The sequence below is a fragment of the Saccharothrix algeriensis genome (genome assembly GCF_016907655.1).
Lineage (GTDB): Bacteria > Actinomycetota > Actinomycetes > Mycobacteriales > Pseudonocardiaceae > Actinosynnema > Actinosynnema algeriense.
Genome location: NZ_JAFBCL010000001.1, coordinates 6,652,461 through 6,672,880, shown reverse-complemented (window position 1 = coordinate 6,672,880; position 20,420 = coordinate 6,652,461). Strand labels below are relative to the sequence as shown.

Below are 20,420 nucleotides of genomic sequence, written 5' to 3'. Positions count from 1 at the left end.
GGGCACGGCGGTCAGGACCCGGCGGACGTCCCCCGGTCCAGCCACACGGCCAACTCCTTCCAGGTGTCCGCGTAGGACTGGGCGATCTCGGCGACGATGCCGCGGCAGTGCGCCGGGACCGCGTCGAGGACCTGCCGGCACTCCGGCTGGTCCACCACGTGCGAGTTGAGCAGGCGGATCAGCGTGCGGCCCGCCTCGGTGAACCGCAGCGACGGGTCGCGCTTGAGCCGCACCAGCAGCGACCGCTGCGCTTCCACCCGCTCGGCGCACCGGTCGGCCGCGGGCGCCCGCTGCGGCTCCTTGGCCCGAGTGGAGGAGCCGGCGCCCGAAGCCGAGCCCGTGCCGCGCGGACCGCGGCGCTGCCGGGGCGGCACCGGGTCGTCGCCGCGGGCCAGGCGGTCGCGCACGTCGCGCACCGTGCCCAGCGAGACGCCCGCCTGCACCGCGATCTGCCGCAGCGAGGCGGAGGGCTTCTCCCGCAGCAGGGCGCTGGCCCGCAGCCGGCCGTCCGCGCTGTTGAGCGGCCGGACGCGGCCGTCCCGGCCGACCCGGCTGCGCGACTGCGGATCCTCACCAGTTGCGCAGGCGCGGATCGCGCCGACGGTCTTGGCCGCGAGCCCGGTGGCCGAGGCGATGGCCCGGTCGGACCACTGCGGGTGCGACGCGATGATGCGCAGGGCCGCGGCCCGCCGGTCGGCCAGCGTCAGCGGTCTGCCGTGCTTGACGTTCGAGCGCACGCCGAGCACGAAGGCGTCGGCGGCGTCACCGTCGAAGAAGCGCACGCGGATCGTCTCCTCACCGCGCAGCACCGCGGCGTGGAGCCGGTGCATCCCGTCGATGACCCGCATGGTGGGCCGGTGCACCAGCACCGGCGGCAGAGCCGTCTCCGACTCGGCCAGGGCACGGGCGTGCTCGCAGTCCTCCCCAGCGAGCCGGGGGGAGTCCGACGGCCTCAGCGCGGTGACCGGGACCGGCACCGCGGATTGACCGTCGAGCCACAGCTCAATATTATCCGCGGACTCCGGAACACATCGGTCGATCACATCCGGTAATTGGTACTCGACATAGCGGAGCAATTTTTCTCCCCCTAGCCGACACAGTCAGCACACGCAGCCGGAAAGTCTTCCCCATAGTTGCGGACCCGGACAACGACGCGGTGCCACCCAGCCACCGCGCGTATCGAACAGGTCCCCGGACCAGCGTAGCCAAAATGCAACGGAAAGCAAGGTCGCTCGGTGACGGAGCTACCTGCAGGAACCACTGGTCGGCCGCTTGGCCGCACCACCGCCGGACACTTCTTCCGGCTATTCGGATCGACTGGAACACGCCGACGCACTACTGTGTCGGCTCTGGGACGGATGGAGCAGGGCGATGTGGCGACCGGGCGCTTTCCACGTGCTGCCCGACCACCCGCCCGCGCCACCGGGGCGGCGGGCTGCTCCGGACGACCGGAGCGGGATCGCCCCGAACGACCCCGTCGCCGTCGACGGCCACCCGCGCCAGGAGCTCCCCAGGACGCCCCACTCCGAGGGTGACAGCCGGAGCCACCCGGCGGAGCCCGGGGCGTCCCGGGGTACAACGGGCCGCAGGACGCTTCGGGGGTCCGCGAGCCGGTCGGCCGCCACCGGCTCGCACAGGGGTCGACGACGGCCCCCAGCGCCCGGTTTCTGCTGATCAAGTCCATGTCAACCCCCTTCCCTTGATGTCCCACCAGGCGGAAATTACCGTATTCCACAGATCCAGGGAACACTGGAGTGTGATGCCACATGAGCGATGACGGTTCCCGGCCCGAGTTGTTCGAGCTGTTGGCGCGCGTCGGCAAGGCACTGGGCAACGGCAAGCGGTTGGAGCTGATCGAGCTGCTGGTGCAGCGCTCCAGGGGCGTCGTGGAGCTGGCGCGCGCGGCCGGGCTCAACGTGACGACGACGTCGGCGCACCTGCAGACGCTGCGGCAGGCGGGTCTGCTCACCACCTCGCGCGACGGCACCACCATCCGCTACAGCATCGCCAGCGCCGAGGTCGCCGCGCTGTACGCCCGGCTGCTGACGGTGGCCGCCACCCAGTCCGCGGAGGTCGCCGTGGCCCGGCGCAGGCACGTGGGCCCGGACGACACCGAGGAGGTCGACCGCGACGAGCTGCTGCGCCGGGTCAGCGCGGGGCGGGCCGTCGTGGTGGACGTGCGGCCGAAGACCGAGTACGACGCGGGGCACATCCCCGGCGCGCTGTCCATCCCCATGGAGGAGCTGGCCGGGCGCCTCGACGAGCTGCCCACCGACCTGGACATCGTCGCGTACTGCCGGGGCGCGTTCTGCTCCTACGCCCACGACGCCGTCCGCCTGCTGTCCACGCGCGGCTACCGCGCGGTGCGGCTGGCGGACGGCGTCCTGGAGTGGCAGGTGGCGGGCCGGCCGCTCACCGGCGGCGCGACCTGACCCACCCCGGCGCCGAGCGGTCCCCGGTGGCCCGGTCAGGGTGTCGGGAGGCCGTCGGGACGCTCTCCGGCCGGGCGGTCCCCACGCGCCCCCGGCGGGGTCGCCGCCGCGCAGGCCGCCGCCGTCGCGCTCGCGCCGGACCGCCTCCAGCGGTCCGAGGTGGTTGACGGCCTTGGAGACCGACGCCGGGCCGACCCGCAGCCGCGCGACCGGCTCGGCGCGGTGGAACCGCCGGACTCGCCGGCGCACAGGCACGCGAGCACCCGCGCCGCCGGGGAACTCCACCGCGGCCGACATCGGTCCACTGTGGACTGAAGCGGCAAAGGCCGACCGGGGCCGGGAAGCGGGTGGGAGCGCTGTCCGGCGGCGTTCAACGCGTGGCACAAAAGCGTTACAGGAAGACCATAAGGAACCCCTATGGGTCTCCGGGGCGCGCGCCGGCGGCGGTGCTCCCCGCGCCGGTCCGGCGCGGCGGCCGGGCCGCGGTGGGGCGATCATCCGATGTGCGCCGTCCCGGCGCGACGGCGGCGATGCCACTCCGGCTTTACCAAGTCACTTGCTTGACCGGGTTTCCGGCACTCGGTTAGCTGGGCGCGACGGCCCCGCACCCCGCCGGCACCGGGCCGCGGACGAGGCGGACGGACGCCGGCGGTGGTGTGGGGGACCTTGGGGGACGTGGCCTCCGGGCCGGTCGCGGAGACCACCGCGACCCGGGTTCCCACCAGGACGAGGACGCGGAGGGACGCGGGACATGAAGATCACTGTGGACGAGGACAAGTGCTGCGGCGCGGGCATGTGCGCACTGGCGGCGCCGGAGGTGTTCGACCAGCGCATCGGTGACGGCGTGGTGGTCGTGCTGGACGCGGAGCCTGCCGAGCACCTGCACGAGAGCGTCCGCGAGGCCGTGGAGGTCTGCCCGGTCGCGGCCATCACGCTGACGCTCGGGGCCGACGCGTGAGCGTGCCTTCCTCCGTGCTGGTCGTCGGCGCCTCCGCCGCCGGGCTGGCCACGGTCGAAGCACTGCGCCGCAAGGGCTACACCGGCGAGGTGACCCTGCTGGGCGACGAGGGGCACCCGCCCTACGACCGGCCGCCGCTGTCCAAGCAGGTGCTGTCCGGCCGGTGGGAGCCCGACCGGGCGCACCTGCGCACCGCCGAGGCGCTGGAGGCGCTGCGCGCCCGCCTGGTGCTGGGCGACGCGGCGGTGTCGCTCGACGTCGGGGCGCGGGCGGTGCGCACCGCCTCGGGCGCCACGCTGACCGCCGACACCGTGGTGGTGGCGACCGGGGCGCGGCCCCGGACCCTGGGCGGCGGGCCGCGGGTGGCCGGCGTGCACGTGCTGCGCACGGTGGCCGACGCGCTCGTGCTGCGCGCCGACCTGGTGGCCGCGCGGCGGCTGGTGGTGGTCGGCGACGGCGTGCTGGGCACCGAGATCGCCGCCACCGCGCGCGAACTCGGCGTGGACGTCACCGTCCTGGGGCTCCAGCCCTCGCTGATGGCGTTCCCGCTCGGGCCGCTGGCCTCCGGGGCGCTGACCGCGCTGCACGTCGAGCGCGGTGTCCGGCTGCGGCCGGGCACCGCGTTCGACGGCCTGGTCGACGACGGCGACCGGGTCACCGGCGTGCGGGTGGCGGGCGGCGAGGTGCTCCCGGCGGACGTGGTCGTGGTCGCGGTGGGCGCGGTCCCGAACACGGAGTGGTTGGCCGACAGCGGGTTGGCGCTGGACAACGGCGTGGTGTGCGACGAGCGGTGCCGCGCCGCCGAGGGCGTCTACGCGGTCGGCGACGTCGCCCGCTGGCAGCACCCCCGCCTGGGGTCGCTGCGGCTGGAGAACCGCACGAACGCCACCGAGCAGGCCGCGGCGGTGGCGGAGGACATCCTGGGCGCGGACCGGCCCTACGCGCCCGTGCCGTACTTCTGGACCGACCAGTTCGACGCGAAGATCCACGTCCACGGCGTGCCCACCGCGGGCACGCGGGTGACCGTGGTGGAGGGCGAGGTCGCCGACCGCCGCTTCGTGGCGCTGTACGAGCAGGACGACGGCGAGGCGGTCGGCGTCCTGGGCTGGAACATGCCCAAGCAGACCCGCCTGCTCCGGCAGGAGCGCCTGGTGGTCCCGCACCACCCCGTCCGCGCCGGTTCCTGACCCCGGCGCGGCCCGCTACCGGGAGGTAGGCCATGACGAACCCGTCGCAGCCCGTCGGCGAGGGCACGGCCCGCCTCCCCCGGTACCCGATGCCCCGCGCCGACGGCTGCCCGTTCGACCCGCCGCCCGCCCTGCGCGGGCTCCGGGAGCGGGCGCCGTTGGCGAAGGTCGAGCTGTGGGACGGCAGCACGCCGTGGCTGGTCACCCGCTACGCCGACCAGCGCGCCGTGCTCGCCGACCCCCGCGTGAGCGCCGACATGGCGCACCCCGCCTACCCGCTGCAGGGTCCGGGCACCGGCTCGCTGAGCCTGGTCGGCATGGACGACCCCGAGCACGCCCGGCTGCGGCGCATGGTCAACGCCGCGTTCACGGTGAAGAAGGTCGAGGCCCTGCGCCCGGTCGTGCAGCGGGTCGTGGACGACGCGGTCGACGCGCTGTCGGCCGGTCCCCGGCCGGTGGACCTCGTGGAGGCGTTCGCGCTGCCCGTCCCGTCGCTGGTGATCTGCGACCTGCTCGGCGTGCCCTACGCCGACCACGGCTTCTTCCAGGCGCGCAGCCGGACCCTGGTCCACCGGGGCTCCACCGGCGAGCAGCGCGCGGCGGCGATCGCCGACCTGGGCCGGTACCTGGCCGGGCTGCTGGCCGACCGGGTCGACCGCCCCGGCGACGACCTGCTGTCCCGGCTGGGCGAGCGGGTCGCCGCCGGCGAGCTGGGCGCCGGGCAGGCCGCCGAGCTGGCCGTGCTGCTGCTGCTCGCGGGCCACGAGACCACCGCCAACATGATCGCGCTGGGCACCCTGCTGCTCCTGCGCCACCCCGACCAGCTCGCGCTGCTGCGCGACCGCGATGACCCGGCCACCACCGCCCGCGCGGTGGAGGAGCTGCTGCGCTACCTCACCATCACCCACGGCGGGCGCCGCCGCTTCGCGCTGGCGGACCTGGAGGTCGGCGGGCAGCTCGTGCGGGCGGGCGAGGGCCTGGTGCTGCCCACCGACGTCGGCAACCGCGACCCCGCCGCCTTCCCCGACCCGGACCGGCTCGACCTGACCCGCGAGGCCCGCCACCACCTCGCGTTCGGGTTCGGCGCGCACCAGTGCCTGGGCCAGTCGCTGGCCCGGCTGGAGCTGGAGGTGGCCTACCGCACCCTGCTGCGCCGCGTGCCCGGCCTGCGCTCGGCCGTCGACCTCGACCGGATCCCGTTCAAGCACGACGGGTTCGTCTACGGCGTGCACGAGCTGCCCGTGACCTGGTAGCCCGCGGGCGTCCGACGCGGTGGTGGGCGTCCCAGTGCGGAATGTCGGCAGTTGCGCGGCCCGTGCCGCCGGGCCGGGTGGCACGGGACGCCCCCCTGCCGGCGGCCGGCGTTCCCGACGCGGAACGGGCGGGGCTCACCACCCCGCGATCGACGCCCTCGGGGCGGTGAGCCCCGCCCGGGTCACAGCGCGAGCCTGACCACCGGCGAGCCGTTGGCGCCGAACCAGCACACCCGCTCGCTGACCAGGTCGAACTCCACCGCCACGACGCCCTCGGGCTGGGGCGGCACCTCGACCCGCACCGGGAACCCGGCGCTCCCGCCCGGCTCGACGCCGCGCCCCGGCAGCGGGACCCGGGTCAGATCGCGCGTGGTGCGGTCGGCCAGGTGGAGCCGGACGCCGAGCAGCACGGGGCCGAAGCGGGCGTCGGAGGGCAGCCAGGTCCGGGGGCCGGGGTTGCGCACGCGGCAGGAGCCGGTCACGACGACCACCTCGCCCGACCGGTCGACCTCGACGTCGTCCAGCGCCAGTTCGGCGACCAGGCCCCTGGCCTCGCGGCTGTCCAGCGCCGCCTCGCCCTCGCGGCGCAGCACGAACAGGCGTCGGTCGCCGATCGCCGCGCGGGTGGGCGCGGAGAACACGTCCTGGCCGGCCTCCTGCCCGGCGACCACGTCGTGGAAGGTCTCGACGTCCACCCAGCGGGGCGCGGAGTCGAACAGGCACAGCCGCAGCTCGGCGAACCCGGCCTCCCGCGCCCACGCCCAGACCTCGTCGATCAGGACGTCGTTCTCGATGATCCCGTAGTTGCGCATCTCGAACTGCGACTGCGCCTGGACCGAGTGGCGGTCGCCGGGCTCGGAGAACGCCGCGATGCCGCCGGGGCGCAGCACCCGCGCCATCTCGCGGATCACCTCGTCGGGGTTGGGCACGTGGTGGAAGGCGTCGAAGGACAGGACGCGGTCCACGCTCGCGTCGGGCAGGTCGATGCGGTGGCCGTCGAAGACGAGGAAGTCCGGCTCGGGCTGGTCGCCCAGCACGGGCTGGACCTCGAACAGCCGCCTGCCCAGCTCCAGCGCCGTCGGCGAGACGTCCAGCGCGATCACGCGGCACCCGAGCTGGGTCAGGAAGCGGCTGGTCCAGCAGGTGCCGGCGCCGAAGTCCAGGACCGTCATGCCCGGCTGCGGGCGCAGGCCGCGCAGCACCTGGCCGAAGGTGACCAGCAGGTCGGGCGCGTCGGTCGGGTCCTTGGCCGGCTTGGTCAGCAGCAGCTCGGGGTCCTCCACCGCCCGGAAGTAGCCCTCGGCGCGCTCGGCCAGCTCCTCCACGGTCACCGTCCTGATCAGCTCCGCCACGTCGACCCAGTCCGGGTCGTCCTCGGGGCGGGTGTCGGCGGCGGTCGGCGCGGGCGGCGGGGTCAGCCGCCGGGCGAACTCCTCGGAGGCCGCCAGGCCGGCGCAGACGTCGGGCAGCGCGACCTCGCCGGAGCGCAGCCCCGCCACGTACCGGGAGAGGCCCTCCGGGTCGGCCGGCCGGCCGAGGATCAGCCGGTAGGCGCGCTCGACGGCGGCCTCCAGGTCGTCCGGGGTGTCGGCCGGGGTGTCGGCCGGCGGGACCGGGGCGGCGGGCGGCGGGGCCTGGTCGGCCGGGGCGCTCCCGTCCGGCTCGGCGCCGGGCGCGCGCAGGCTGGTCAGGGATCGGTTCCGGCTGCCGGTCGGGAAGATCGAGCGCTCCACGGCGGGAACCGTACACCGAGCCGCCCCCGCGCCCGGCCGCTTCCCCGCGCGCGGCCCCGGGTCCGCCGGTTCGCGCGGGCCGCGCGGCCCGTCGAGCGGTCCCCTCCCGGACCGCTCGACGGGCCGCCGCCCCGCCGCCACGAGGGGCGCGCGGCCCCTCCCCCGGCGCGAGCGCCGCGCCGTCAGACCGTCGCCGCGCTGGGCACCGCCGTCCGCGCCCGGACGGCGCGGGCCAGGACCTCCAGCAGCGGCGTGGTGCGGGCCCAGCCCAGGCACGCGTCGGTCAGGCTCACGTCCGGGCGCCGGGGCGCCTTCTGGTTGCCGTCGGACAGGTAGGACTCGATCATCACCCCGGTCAGCCGGCGGTTGCCCGCCGCGATCTGGCCGGCCAGGTCCTCGACCACGCCGGGCTGGCGGTTGTGGTCCTTGCCGCTGTTGCCGTGCGAGGCGTCCACGACCACCCGCGGCGGCAGGCCGGCCGCGTTCAGGGCGTCGAGGGCGGCCGACACGTGCGCGGCCCCGTAGTTGGGCTCCCGGCCGCCGCGCAGGACCAGGTGGGTGTCCGGGTTGCCGGTGCTGCGCAGCGTGGTGAGGCGCCCGTCGAGGCCGACGCCGGGGAAGGTGTGCGGCAGCCGGGACGCCCGGATCGCGTCGATGGCGGTGCCCAGGTGGCCGGTGACGCAGTTCTTCAGCCCCACCGGCATCGGCAGCCACGACGCCAGGTGCCGGTGCGGCTGCGCGGCCACCGTGCGCGCCCCCACCGCGCCCCAGCTCACGGTGTCGGCGACGTGGTGGGCCAGCATCGGGTCCACGAACTCGTAGGCCAGCGGCAGCCCCAGCGCCGCCGCCTCCACCAGGAACGCCCGGCCCACCTGCAGGCCGGTCGCGATGTCGCCCTTGCCCTCCAGCGCGGGGTCGGTGAGCAGGCCGGTCCACCCCGAGACGGTGCGCGGCTTCTCCAGGTAGGCCCGCAGCACGACCACGAGGTCGTCGGCGAGCCGGCTCGCCTCGGCGGCGAGCAGGCGCGCGTACTCCAGGGCGGCGAGCGGGTCGTGCACGGAGCACGGCCCGACCACGACGAGCAGTCGGGGGTCGCGCCCGGCCAGCACGTCGGCGACGGTGTTGCGGTGCCGGGCGATGTCGTCGGCGGCGGTGGCCGGCAGCGGGTGCGCTGCGGCCACGTCGGCGGGTGTGGGCAGGGTGTCAAGCATCGGCAGTGCCCTTCTCGTTGTCGGGGCGGGGCAGCCTGGTCGCTGCGGCGGCCGCGACGAGGACCAGGCCGAGCACCCACCAGAAGGTGTCGGCGAACGCGGCGGAGACGGCGGAGGGGTCGGCGCCGCGAGCGGCCAGCCGGCTCTGGAGCACGACGGCGAGCAGCGCGGTGCCGACGGAACCGCCGACGGTGTTGAGCAGGTTCAGCGCACCGGCGGCGCGCGGCAGGCGGGCGGGTTCGACCGCCCGGTAGACCAGCGCCATCACGGGTGCGCCGACCAGCGCCGCGCCGGTGCCCCGCGCCAGCAGCGCGAACACGATCACGGCGTCGGGCAGGTCGTGCCCGAGCAGGGTCAGGGGCGCCGTGCCCGCGGCGACGAGCCCGATGCCGGCCAGCACGAGGGTGCGCGGGGCGGCGGCGTCCACGACCCGGGTCACCAGCACCGAGCCGAGCGCGGCGCCGACGCCCTGCGGCGCGAGCAGCAGGCCCGCCTGCCACGCCGTCAGGTCGGTCTGCAGGTACAGCGGCAGCAGGAACATCGTGCCGAACACCGACGCGCCGAGCAGGGCCAGCGCGAGCGCCGCCGCCCCGAACGGCGGCCGGGCGAACAGGCGCGGGTCGATCAGCGGGACGCGGGTGGTGCGCAGGCCGTGGACGACGAACGCCACCAGCGCCCCCGCCCCGACCGCGACGACCAGCGCCGGGGTGAGCGCGGGGCCGTGGCCGAAGCCCGACAGCCCGTACACCAGGACGGCCAGGCCGGGCGAGAGCAGCAGCGCGCCGCGCACGTCGAACGCGCCGGGCCGCTCGGCCGGCGGCGCCGCGGGCACGTGCCGGCGGGCCAGCAGCAGCGCGCCGAGCCCGACGGGCAGGTTGACCAGGAACAGCCACGGCCAGTCGGCGACGCCCAGGATCGCGCCGCCCACCAGCGGCCCGAGCACCGGCGAGAGCAGCGGCACGACGCCGACCACGCCGATGAGCCGGCCGATGCGCTCGCGCCCGGCGGCCCGCGCCAGCAGCGCCTGCCCGGTCGCCGGCAGCAGGCCGCCGCCCAGGCCCTGCACGACCCGGAACACCACCAGGCTGGGCAGCGACCACGCCACCGCGCACAGCAGCGAGCCGAGCAGGAACAGCGCGACCGCGCACAGCCACACCCGCCGCCCGCCGAACCGGTCGGCCAGCCACCCGGACGCGGGCACGGCCGCGACCACGGCCAGCAGGTAGGCGGTGCCGACCCACTGGACCTCGGTGACCGGCGCGTGGAACCGCTCGGCGAGCGCGTCCAGGCCGACGGAGACGATCGTGCTGTCGAGCGTGGCCATGAACGTGCCCAGGACGAGCACGAACGCGGCCCGCCACAGGGAGCGGTCGACCACGGGGGCGGTCACGAGCGGCCCGCGAGGAAGTCGCCCGCGTCGGCGTCGAGGCCGGCGGGCAGGTCGCGCAGGGCGGCCAGCAGGTCGTCGGCGAGCGCGCGCTCCTCGGCGGCGGTGAACACCCCCCGCAGGCAGCCCAGGACACCGGTCCAGCCGCCGCCCTCCGGGACGACGGTGAGCGTGACCGGGTGGTGGGTGCGCTCGCGGAACCGGGCGGCGGTGACGGTCAGGCCGGGCGCGGGCTCGCGCAGCCGCTCGGGGTCCACGGGGTAGTTCTCGAACACCACGAGGCTGTCGAACAGCCGCACGCGATCACCCTCTATTTCGGACAGTCCCACGTGGACGGCCTGGTTCTGCTGGCGGGCCTGGAGGTCGGCGAGCGCGTCGCCCAGGACACCGGTGAGGCGGACGCGCACGGGCACCGTGCCGGCGAGCAGGCCGAGGATGTCCTCCACGCCCTCCACGTCGGCCTGCCGCCCGGACACCATCGCGCCGAAGCACACCTCCGCGCGGCCCGAGCGGGCGGCCAGCACCGTCGCCCACGCGCCCTGCAGCAGCGTGTTGGGCGTCAGGCCGCGGCGCGCGGCGGCGCGGGTGAGCCCGGCGACCACGTCCGGCCCGACCGCGAACAGCACCGGGTCCACCGGGCCGACCGGGGTGGGCCTGCCGCGGGTGAGGTAGTCGCCCTCGGGCAGGCCGGCGACCTCCTCCCGCCACGCCCGCACGTCGGCGTCGTGGTCCCGCCCGGCGCGCCAGCGCAGGTAGCGGGCGAACGGGACGGGCGCGGGCAGGTCCGGCGCGACGCCCGCGACCCGCGCGGCGTAGAGGGCGAACAGCTCGGTGAGGATGCGCGGCGCGGACCACCCGTCGGACAGCACGTGGTGGGTGGTCAGCACGACGACCTGCTCGGCGCCGTGCCGCAGGACCGACAGGCGCACCAGCGGGCCGGTGGCCGGGTCGAACGGCTCGGCGAGGTCGTCGGCCAGCGCCTGCTCGACGTCGGCCACCTCGGCCAGGCGGCAGTCCGGCCGCGGGTCGACGGGCACCACCTGCACGGGCAGGTCGGGCGGGAACACCGCGCCCAGGTTGGGGTGGCGGCGCAGCAGGTCCGCGCCGGCGGCGTGCAGCGCCGGCACGTCCAGCGCGCCGGCCACCGTGAACGCGGCCTGCACGGGGTAGACCTCGGCGTGCCGCAGCACCACCTCCTGCAGCGGCGTGAGCGGCAGGACGTCGGCCACGGCGCGGTCGCCCTCCAGCCGCTCGATCGCGGCCTGGTCGAGGTCCACCAGCGGCAGGTCGGACGGGGTGAGCCCGGCGCGCTCGCGCGCGTCGGGGTCGGCGGCGAGGTCGGTCGCCGCGCGGCGCAGGTGCTCGGCCAGCTCGGCGACCTCCTCGGCGTCGAACAGGGCCCCGGGCCAGGTGAAGCGGACGCCGAGCCGGTCGTCGCGCTCCAGGGCGTTGACCATCAGCGCGTGGGGCAGCGGCAGGTCGTCGCCGCCGGACCCCAGCGGGTCGGCGTCCGGCGGGGCCTGCCAGGGGACCTCCGCGGTCGGGGCGGCGGGGAAGCGGCCCAGGTAGTTCCAGGAGACCTCCGGCGTCGCGGCCACCGCGCGCGGGAGCTGCTCCTTGACCGCCTTGAGCGCGGCGGACGCCGTGCCGGCCGGGGTGACCCGGGCGGTGTGCACGGCGGTGAACCAGCCGACGGTCTGCGACAGCTCGTCGGTGCGGCCGTGGCTCTCCAGGGCGACGAGGAGGTCCGCCGCGCCGCCGCGCCACCGGGCCGCCGCGCGGGCCAGGGCGGTCAGCAGGACGGTGTCCGGGGTGGTGCGGTAGGCGGCGGGCAGGGTGGTGAGCAGGGTCCTGGTCGTCTCCGGGTCGAGGTGCACCACGTGGTGCACGGCCGTGGCCGTGGTGTCGCGCGCGGGGTCCAGCGGCGTGCGGGCCAGCGGCGGCGGGACGTCCGCGACCAGGACCGGCCGGTGGTCGCGGCGGGACCGGGCCCACCCGAGGAAGGACTGGCCGTGGCGGCGCAGCGGGTGGCCGGCGTGGGCGTGCTCGACGTCGTCGAGCAGCACGCGCCAGGACACCGCGTCCACGACGACGTGGTGGCCCACCAGCACCAGCCGGCCCGGCCGCTCCCCCGCGTCGAGCCACACGGCGCGCAGCAGCGGCCCGGTGCGCAGGTCCATGCGGGCGCGGGCCTCGGCGACGTGCCGGTCGGCCAGGGCGCGCAGGTCGCCGGTCGCCGGCACGTGCACCAGCACGTCGGCGGCGGTCACCGCGCCCACCTCGGGGATGCGCAGCACGGGGCCGTCGGCGCCGGTGTCGGCCAGGTGGGCGCGCAGCACGTCGTGGCGGGCCAACACGGCGTCCAGGACCCGCCGCCAGGTGTCGACCGAGCCCGGCGGCACGCACACCTCGACCCACTGGCAGAAGCTGTCGGCGGAGGCGCCGCCGGCCGCGCAGCGGAGCAGCAGGTCCCGCATCACCGGCGTGAGCGGCGCGTCGCCGACCGCCGGCGCGGCCTCGGGCTCCTCGGCCGCGCCGCAGCGGGCGGCGATGCCCGCGACGGTGGCGCCCTCGAACACGTCCCGCGCGGTCAGCGTCAGGCCCTCCCGGCGGGCCCGGGACACCAGGCGCAGCGACACGATGCTGTCGCCGCCGACGTCCAGGAACGCGTCGTCGAGCTGCACGTCCGCGCGGCCCAGCACCTCGCGGAAGACCTCCAGCAGCACGGCCTCGGTCGGCGTGGCCGGTTCGCGGGCGGCGGCGGCGCGCACCTCGGGCGCGGGCAGCGCGGCCCGGTCGAGCTTGCCGGTGGGGCCCAGCGGCAGGCGGTCGAGCACCACCAGCGCGGCGGGCACCATGTGGTCGGGCAGCTCGGCGGCCAGGTGGGCGCGCACGTCGGCGAGGTCCAACCCGGCGGCAACCGCGGTGGTCGTGGCAGCGGTGCCGGGAGTGGCGGCGCTGTCGGGGGCGGCGGCGCTGTCGGGGGCGGCGGCGCTGTCGGGGGCGGCAGCGGTGCCGGGAGTGGCGGCGGTGTCGGTCGTGGCGGTGGCCGGGATGACGTAGCCGACGAGCCGGCCCTCGCGCACGATCACCGCGCACGCCCGCACGCCGGGGTGCCGCGACAGCACCGTCTCGACCTCGGCCAGTTCGATGCGGAACCCGCGCACCTTGACCTGGTGGTCGGCCCGCCCGAGGAACACCAGCTGCCCGTCCGGCCGCCACCGCACCAGGTCCCCGGTGCGGTACATGCGCTCGCCGGGCGCGCCGAACGGGTCGGCCACGAACCGCTCCGCGGTCAGGCCCGGCCGGTTGACGTAGCCGCGGGCCAGCTTCGGGCCCGCCAGGTACAGCTCGCCGGTCACGCCGACGCCGACCGGCAGCAGGCCGCCGTCGAGCACGTAGGCGCGCACCTCGGGGTCGGGGCGGCCGATCGGCAGCGGTCCCGGGTCGTCGGGGGCGTAGTGCCAGGTGACGGAGTTGATGGTGACCTCGGTGGGCCCGTAGGCGTTGAACAGCGCCCGCCGGTCGCCCCAGCGGCGCGCCAGCTCCGGGTCGAGGCGCTCGGCGCCGACGACGAAGAACACCTCCGGCGGCACGGTCCGGTCGTCGGGCATGGCCGCCAGGAACGACGGCAGCAGGTTCACGCCCGTCACGCGGTGCTCGGCGATGTAGTCCAGCAGCTCGTCGCCGGGCACGCGCACCTCCTCGGGCGCGATGACCGACGTGCCGCCCGACAGCAGCGGCAGCATGAACTGCCAGAACGCCACGTCGAAGCTGGTGGAGGCGAAGTGCAGGTACCGCTCGCGCCCGCCGATGCCGACGACGTCCTCCTGCAGCGCGATCAGGCTCGGCAGGCCGCGCAGCGGCACGGCGACGCCCTTGGGCTTGCCGGTCGTGCCGGAGGTGTAGATGACGTAGGCCAGCGAGTCGGGGGTCAGCCCGGCCCGCGCGTGCACCGGGTCGTCGTCGGAGGGCGCGTCGGCGTCGGGCCGCACCAGCGGCTGGTCGCCGAAGCCCGGGTGGGACTGCGCGATCACCGCGGCGGGCGCGATGTCCTCGGCCATGTAGGCCAGCCGGTCGCGCGGGTAGTCGGGGTCCATCGGCACGTGCACCGCGCCCGCCTTGAGCACGGCGAACAGGGCGACGACCAGCTCCACGTCACGGCCCAGCAGCACCGCCACCGGGTCCTGCGGGCGGACGCCGCGGGCCAGCAGGGCGTTGGCCAGGCGGTTGGCGCGCCGGTCCAGCTCGGCGTAGGTCAGCGAGCGGTCGCGGCAGACCACGGCCTCGGCGTCGGGGGTGTCGGCGACCCACCGGCCGAACTCCGCCAGCACGTCGCCGCGCGCCCGCTTCGGCCGCGGCCCGGCGCCCAGGCGCAGCAGGTCGTCCTGCTCGCGGGCGTCGAGGGCGCGCAGCCGGGCGACCGGGCGGTCGGGGTCGTCGACGATCTCGTGCAGCAGGGTGCGCAGCCAGCGGCCGTAGCCGCGCACGGTGGCCTCGTCGAGCACCTGCGGCTGGTAGCCCAGGCCGAGGGTGATCTCCTCGTCGGGCAGGACGATCACCGTCAGCGGGTAGTGGGTGGCGTCGGTGATGTCGACGCCGACCAGGTCGAGGCCGGGCGCGAGGGTGACGCGGTGGCGGCTGGAGAGCGGGAAGTTCTCCATCACCAGCATGGTGTCGAACAGCTCGCCCAGGCCGGCCGCGCGCTGGATGTCGGGCAGGCCGACGTGGTGGTGCTCGGCCAGGGCGACGCTCTCGGCGTGCACGCGGTCGAGCAGGTCCGCGGCGGTGTCGGCGGCGGTGTGGCGCACCCGGACGGGGATGGTGTTGCCGAGCTGGCCGATCATCGACTCGACGCCGTCGACCTCGGCGGGGCGGCCGGAGACCGGGCAGCCGAAGACGACGTCGCGGCGGCCGGTGAGCCGGCCCAGCAGCACGCCCCACGCGGTCTGGAGCACGGTGGTCGTGGTGACCCCGCGGGACCGGGCGAACGCGCGCAGCCGGTCGCTGAACTCCGCGCCCAGGCCGACGGTGACCCGCTCGGGGCGGTCCACCACCGAGGACTCGCGGGCCAGCCGCGTGCCCTCCTCCAGCCCGGCCAGGGCCTCGCGCCAGGCGGTCAGCCCGGCGTCGTGGTCGCGCCCGGCCAGCCAGCGGTGGTACTCGCCCGGGGGCGGCGCGACCGGCGCCGGCGGGCCGCCGCCCAGCTCGGCGTAGAGGGCGAGCAGGGTGCGGCCCACCAGCGGCATCGACCAGCCGTCCAGCAGGGCGTGGTGGTTGGTGATCACCAGGCGGTGCTCGTCGCCGCCGAGCGTGCACAGCAGGAACCGGATCAGCGGCGGCCGGTCGGGGTGCAGGGGCCGGGTCAGGTCGGCGCGGAACTCGGCGTCGAGGCCGTCGGGGGTGGTGCGGACGTGCCGCCAGTCCAGGGTCACGTCGGCGGGCACGATCTGCACCACCTCGCCGGCGGCGGTGGTGTGCAGGTGGACGCGCAGCGCGGGGTGGCGGCGCAGCAGTTCCGCGGCGGCGGCGCGCATCCGGTCGGGGTCCAGGTCGCCGCGCAGCAGCGTGACGGCCTGCACCACGTAGACGTCGGTGTCCTCATCGCCGCGCACGAGGCTGTGGAACGACAGGCCGGCCTGCAGCGCCGTGGCGGGCAGGACGTCCTCGACCCGCCCGAGGCGCTCCAGGGCGTCGATGGCGTCCTGGTCGAGCGCGACGAGGGGCAGGTCGGACGGGGTCAGGCCGCCGCCGTCCGGGCCGACGCGCCGCGCGTGCCGGTCCAGCGCGTCCAGCGCGGCGCGCCACGCGGCGTGCAGGTCGGCGACCGCCTCGCGGGTGAGGACCTCGCCGGCGGCGGTCCACTCCACGGCCAGCCGCGGCGCGCCGCCGTCCTCGTGGACGAAGCTGTTGAGCGCCAGCACCTGCTCCAGGGCCTTGCCGGGCGGTTCGGTGACGGCGAACGCGTCGCCCGCGGGCAGCCGCCACGGGCCGGGCAGCGGCGCGAACCGGCCCAGGTGGTTGAGCAGCACGTCGGGCGGCGGCACGGCGAACTCGGCGCGGGTGGCGGGGTCGAGGTGGCGCAGGACGCCGTAGCCGGCGCCGTTGTCGGGCACGGCCCGCTTGGCCTCCTTGGCGGCGCGCACCAGGCGGCCCGCCGCGGCGCCGCCGGCGAGCGCGTCGGCCAGGTCCGCGTCGGCGCGGACGGCGTCGGCGGGCACGCGCAGCGGGTGCTCGCCGGTGAACCAGCCGACCGTGCGGGACAGGTCCGCGCCGGGCAGGTCCCGGCCGTGGCCCTCGACGGTGACGGTGACCGCGGCGCGGCCGGGCAGGCCCCGCTCGCGCTGCCACAGCCGCAGGGCCAGCGCGAACGCCGCGATCAGCACCTCGTCCACGCCCGCGCGGTAGGCGGCGGGCAGGGTGGTCAGGACGGCGGCGGTCTGCTCGGCGGTCGCGGTGGTGGTGCTGCGGTGGGCGGTGGCGGCGGTGTCCCGGGCCGGGTCCAGCGGGCGGTGGCCCAGTCGCAGGTCGTCGCGGGTGGCGCGCCAGTGGTCCAGCTCGGCGCGCCGCGCGCCGGTGCGGCCCTGCTCGGCCAGGGCGGTGGCGTGGCGCCGCCAGGACGTGCCGACCGGGGCGAGCGGGCGGCCCTCGCAGGCCGCCTGGAGGTCGGGCAGCAGCACGCGCCACGAGACGCCGTCCACCACGAGGTGGTGGGCGACGACGACGAGCCGGTCGCCGGTCGGGGTGCGCACGAGGGCCACCCGCAGCACCTCGCCCCGGCGCGGGTCCAGCTCGCCGGCCAGCCGGTGGGCGACCTCGGCCGGTCCGTCCGCGCGGACCTCGGTGACGACGGCGGTCGCGGCGCCGCGCGGGCGCACCACCAGCCCGTCGGGGATCACCTGCAGGCGCAGCGCGTCGTGGTGGTCGAGCACGGCCTGCACGCCCGCGGTGAGGGCGGGCAGGTCGAGGTCGGCCACGTGCGGCGCGGTCCACTGGGCGTAGCCGGCGACGGCGTCGGGGTCGGGGTTCGGGTCGAGCAGGGCGCGCACGATCGGCGGCGCGGGCACCGGGCCGGTCGGCTCGTCGTGCGCGTCGGGGCCCCCGGGGCCGGCCGCGTCGATCTCGCGGGCGGCGGCGGCCAGGGCCGCCAGGGTCCGCCGGCCGAGCAGGTCGCGCGGGCGCAGCTCCAGGCCGTGCGCGCGCAGCCTGCTGCTGACGCTGATGGCCGAGATGCTGTCGCCGCCCAGGGCGAAGAAGTCGTCCTCCACGCCGACCTCGCTCGCGCCGGTGACCTCGGCGGCGATGTCGACCAGCAGCCGCTCCCGCTCGGTGCGCGGCGCCCGGCCGCCGCCGGCGGTGCGCGGCGCGGGCAGCGCGGCCCGGTCGAGCTTGCCGTTGGCGGTGACGGGCAGCGCGTCCAGCACCACGACGACGGAGGGCACGAGGTGGTCGGGCACGCGCCGCGCCAGCTCCTCGCGCACCTCGCCGGGCGTGAGCGGGCCGGTGGGCACGACGTAGCCGACCAGGCGCGGCGAGCCGGTCCCGGTGTGGATCGCGGCGGCGGCGGCGCGGACGCCGGGCGTCGCGCCGAGGGCGGCCTCGACCTCGCCCAGCTCCACGCGGTGGCCGCGGACCTTGACCTGGTCGTCGCGGCGGCCCGCGTACTCCAGGCCGCGGCCGGGGACCCAGCGGGCCAGGTCGCCGGTGCGGTACATCCGGTCGCCGGGCGCGCCGTGGGGGTCGGCGACGAAGCGCTCCGCGGTCAGCGCCGGCCGCCCCAGGTAGCCGCGCGCCAGGTGCGGGCCCGCGACGTACAGCTCGCCGCGCGCGCCGGGCGGCACCGGGCGCAGGGCGTTGTCCAGCAGGTAGACCCGGGTCCCGGACAGCGGGTGGCCGATGGTCGGCTCGGCGCCCTCGACGCGGGCCGTGGTGCTGTCCACGGCGGCTTCGGTGGGGCCGTACATGTTGCGCGCCGGCACCCCGGTGGCCGCGACGCGCCGCCACAGGGCGGGCGGCGTCGCCTCGCCGCCCAGGACCAGCAGGGCCGGGCGGCGCCCGCCGTGCAGCAGCCCGGCGTCCACCAGCGGGGCCGCCAGCGACGGGGTGGTGTCCACGACGTCGATCAGGTCGCGCCGGAACGCGGCCAGCAGCGCGTCCGCGTCCCGCGCGGTGTCCGCGTCGTACAGGTGCAGCTCGTGGCCGCACAGCAGCCACAGCAGCTGGTCGAGCGCCGAGTCGAACGCGAACGAGTAGGTGTGCGCCACCCGCAGCCGCCGGCCGGCGGCGGTGTCGGCCACCGTCGTGGCGCGGTGGTGGTGGATCAGGGCGGTGAGCCCGCCCACGCGCGCCAGCACGCCCTTGGGCCAGCCGGTGGAGCCCGAGGTGTGGATGACGTAGGCCAGGTGGTCGGGGTGGCGCGGCGCGGCCAGCTCGGCGGCGGACAGCCGCTCGCCGGGGTGCCCGGCCAGGTCGGCGACCCGCGCGCACGGGACGGGCAGCCCGCCGGCGATCACCGCGTCACCCGCGGGCGCGTCGCCGGTGGGCGCGTCGGCGACCAGCGCGAGCACGGCCCCGGTGTCGGCGACCAGCTCCCGCAGCCGCTCCGGCGGGTGCTCCACGTCCAGCGGCTGGAACGCGGCCCCGGCGTCGAGCACCGCCAGCAGCGCCACCACCAGGTCGACCGAGCGCGGCAGGGCCAGCGCCACGACGTCGTCCGGCCCCACGCCGCGCGCCCGCAGCCCGCGCGCCACGGCGTGCACGCGGGACACGAGGTCGGCCGCGCCGATCCGCCGCGACCCGTGCACCAGCGCGGTCGTGTCGCCCAGCGCCGCCAGGGAGTCCAGCAGCGCGGGCACGTCGGCGGGCTCGCCGGGCAGCGCGGGCGTCGCCCACTCCCCCGGCACCGGCACGCCCGCGAGGTCCACCCGGCCGACGGGCGGCGCGGCCTCGGAGGTCAGCTCGTCCACCAGGCGCAGCAGCGAGGCCAGGGTGCGGTCCACGCCGGCCTGGTCGTGGGCGCGGGCGTCGACCTCGAAGCCCAGCAGCAGCCCGCCGTCGGGCACCGGCAGGACGCTCAGCCCCATGTCCTCCGGCGGCCCGCCCGCGATGTTGCGCATCACGCCGGTCGCGCCCGCGAAGTCCAGCGCGAGGTCGAACGCCTTGAGGTTCACGCCGCGGCCGTGCAGCAGGGCCGCGGAGCCGGGCACGTCGCGGGGCAGGTCCTCGCCCCGGTAGCGCTGGTGGGCGCGCATCTCGCGCATCACGGCGGCGACGCGGCGGCTCAGCCCGTCGATCCGGTCGTCGCCGTGCACCGCCACGCGCAGCGGCAGCACGTTGACCGCCATCGCGGGGGTGCGCAGCGCCACGCCCGTGCGGCACATCAGCGGCAGGGCGAACACCACGTCGGTGCGGCCCAGGACGCGGTGCAGGAACGCGGCGTAGCAGGAGATCAGCACCTCGCCCCAGGTGGTGCCGGCGTGGGCGGCGACCTCGTGCAGCCGCGCCACGGCTTCGGCGGGCAGCACGGCCCGCGCGGTCAGCGTCCGCTCGGGCGCGCCGCCGTCGGCGAGGTCGGCGGCGACGTCCAGCTCGGGCAGCGGCGTGAACCGGTCGCGCCAGTAGTCCCGGTCGGCCTCGGCGCGCGCGCTGCCCCGGTAGTCCAGGTCGGCGGCCACGACGTCGGCGAACCGCCCGAACGGGCAGGGCGGCGGCTGCTCGCCGCGCACCAGCGCCGTGTAGTGGGCGGCGGTGCGGCGGGCGAGCATGGCCGCGGTGTAGCCGTCGAACACCAGGTGGTGGCCGAGCTGGGTGTACCAGGTCTCCCGCTCGGACACCCGGATCACGGTGTGGGAGAACAGGTCCCGGTCGGTCATCTCCCGGCAGTCCGCGGCGAGGCGGGCCCGCTCGGCGGCGACCAGCTCCCGCGCCGCGGCGACCGGGTCCGGCTCGCCGGACAGGTCGACGACCGGCGGCAGCGGCGCGGGCTGGTCGGACACCGCCTGGCGCGGCCCGTCCGCGGTGTCGAACACCCGCAGCCGCAGGCTCTCCGCCTCGTCGGTGGTGGCGCGCACGGCCGCGGCGAGCGCGTCCGCGTCCACCGGGCCGGCGATCTCCACGACGTCGCCGACGACGTAGTACGGCGAGTCCGGTTCCAGCCGCTGGGCGTGCCAGATCCCCAGCTGGGCGCTGGTGAGTTCGAGGACCGGGTGGGACGTGGCGGTGGGGCTCTGGAGCCGGGTGATGCTCAACTCACGCTCCTC

At 77.0% G+C, this 20,420-nt stretch carries 9 protein-coding genes; 4 read left to right on the top strand and 5 right to left on the bottom strand.

The features are described from left to right. Positions 1-11 precede the first annotated feature (11 nt). Positions 12-977, bottom strand: a complete 966-nt coding sequence (locus JOE68_RS29760; RefSeq protein ID WP_307819979.1) for a ParB/RepB/Spo0J family partition protein — start codon at positions 975-977, stop codon at positions 12-14. A gap of 789 nt (positions 978-1,766) precedes the next feature. On the opposite strand from JOE68_RS29760, the gene JOE68_RS29755 reads away from it, so the two are divergent. The 4 genes from JOE68_RS29755 to JOE68_RS29740 all read left to right on the top strand — a co-directional run bounded on the left by JOE68_RS29755 (position 1,767) and on the right by JOE68_RS29740 (position 5,830). Next, on the top strand, positions 1,767-2,432 hold the full coding sequence (locus JOE68_RS29755) for an ArsR/SmtB family transcription factor (protein WP_204845685.1): 666 nt from the start codon (positions 1,767-1,769) through the stop codon (positions 2,430-2,432). A 751-nt stretch (positions 2,433-3,183) separates the two neighbouring features. After that, entirely contained in the window at positions 3,184-3,390 is a 207-nt protein-coding gene (locus tag JOE68_RS29750; RefSeq protein ID WP_204845684.1) for a ferredoxin, read from the top strand. Continuing rightward, positions 3,387-4,577, top strand: a complete 1,191-nt coding sequence (locus JOE68_RS29745; protein WP_204845683.1) for an NAD(P)/FAD-dependent oxidoreductase — start codon at positions 3,387-3,389, stop codon at positions 4,575-4,577. The genes JOE68_RS29750 and JOE68_RS29745 overlap by 4 nt, the downstream gene beginning before the upstream one ends. Positions 4,578-4,609: 32 nt before the next feature. Next, positions 4,610-5,830 (top strand): cytochrome P450, encoded by a 1,221-nt coding sequence (locus tag JOE68_RS29740; protein WP_204845682.1) that lies wholly within the window; start codon positions 4,610-4,612, stop codon positions 5,828-5,830. Between the two features lie 182 nt (positions 5,831-6,012). On the opposite strand, the gene JOE68_RS32360 is transcribed toward JOE68_RS29740, so the two are convergent. From JOE68_RS32360 to JOE68_RS29720, 4 genes are all read right to left on the bottom strand, one after another. Continuing rightward, positions 6,013-7,563, bottom strand: a complete 1,551-nt coding sequence (locus tag JOE68_RS32360) for a methyltransferase domain-containing protein (protein ID WP_204845681.1) — start codon at positions 7,561-7,563, stop codon at positions 6,013-6,015. Positions 7,564-7,745: 182 nt separating this feature from the next. Next, complete coding sequence (locus JOE68_RS29730) at positions 7,746-8,774, bottom strand: 3-deoxy-7-phosphoheptulonate synthase (RefSeq protein ID WP_307819978.1); 1,029 nt, start codon at positions 8,772-8,774, stop codon at positions 7,746-7,748. Next, positions 8,767-10,164, bottom strand: coding sequence for an MDR family MFS transporter (locus JOE68_RS29725; protein ID WP_204845680.1), 1,398 nt, complete (start codon positions 10,162-10,164; stop codon positions 8,767-8,769). The genes JOE68_RS29730 and JOE68_RS29725 overlap by 8 nt, the downstream gene beginning before the upstream one ends. After that, complete coding sequence (locus tag JOE68_RS29720; RefSeq protein WP_204845679.1) at positions 10,161-20,408, bottom strand: non-ribosomal peptide synthetase; 10,248 nt, start codon at positions 20,406-20,408, stop codon at positions 10,161-10,163. Before JOE68_RS29720 ends, JOE68_RS29725 begins: the two co-directional genes overlap by 4 nt. Positions 20,409-20,420: the final 12 nt, after the last annotated feature.

What these genes read in the sequence shown, in the direction of transcription:
- JOE68_RS29755 (WP_204845685.1), top strand. Translation starts at nt 1,767, where the DNA reads ATGAGCGATGACGGTTCCCGGCCCGAGTTGTTCGAGCTGTTGGCGCGC.
- JOE68_RS29750 (WP_204845684.1), top strand. Translation starts at nt 3,184, where the DNA reads ATGAAGATCACTGTGGACGAGGACAAGTGCTGCGGCGCGGGCATGTGC.
- JOE68_RS29740 (WP_204845682.1), top strand. Translation starts at nt 4,610, where the DNA reads ATGACGAACCCGTCGCAGCCCGTCGGCGAGGGCACGGCCCGCCTCCCC.
- JOE68_RS29730 (WP_307819978.1), bottom strand. Translation starts at nt 8,774, where the DNA reads ATGCTTGACACCCTGCCCACACCCGCCGACGTGGCCGCAGCGCACCCG.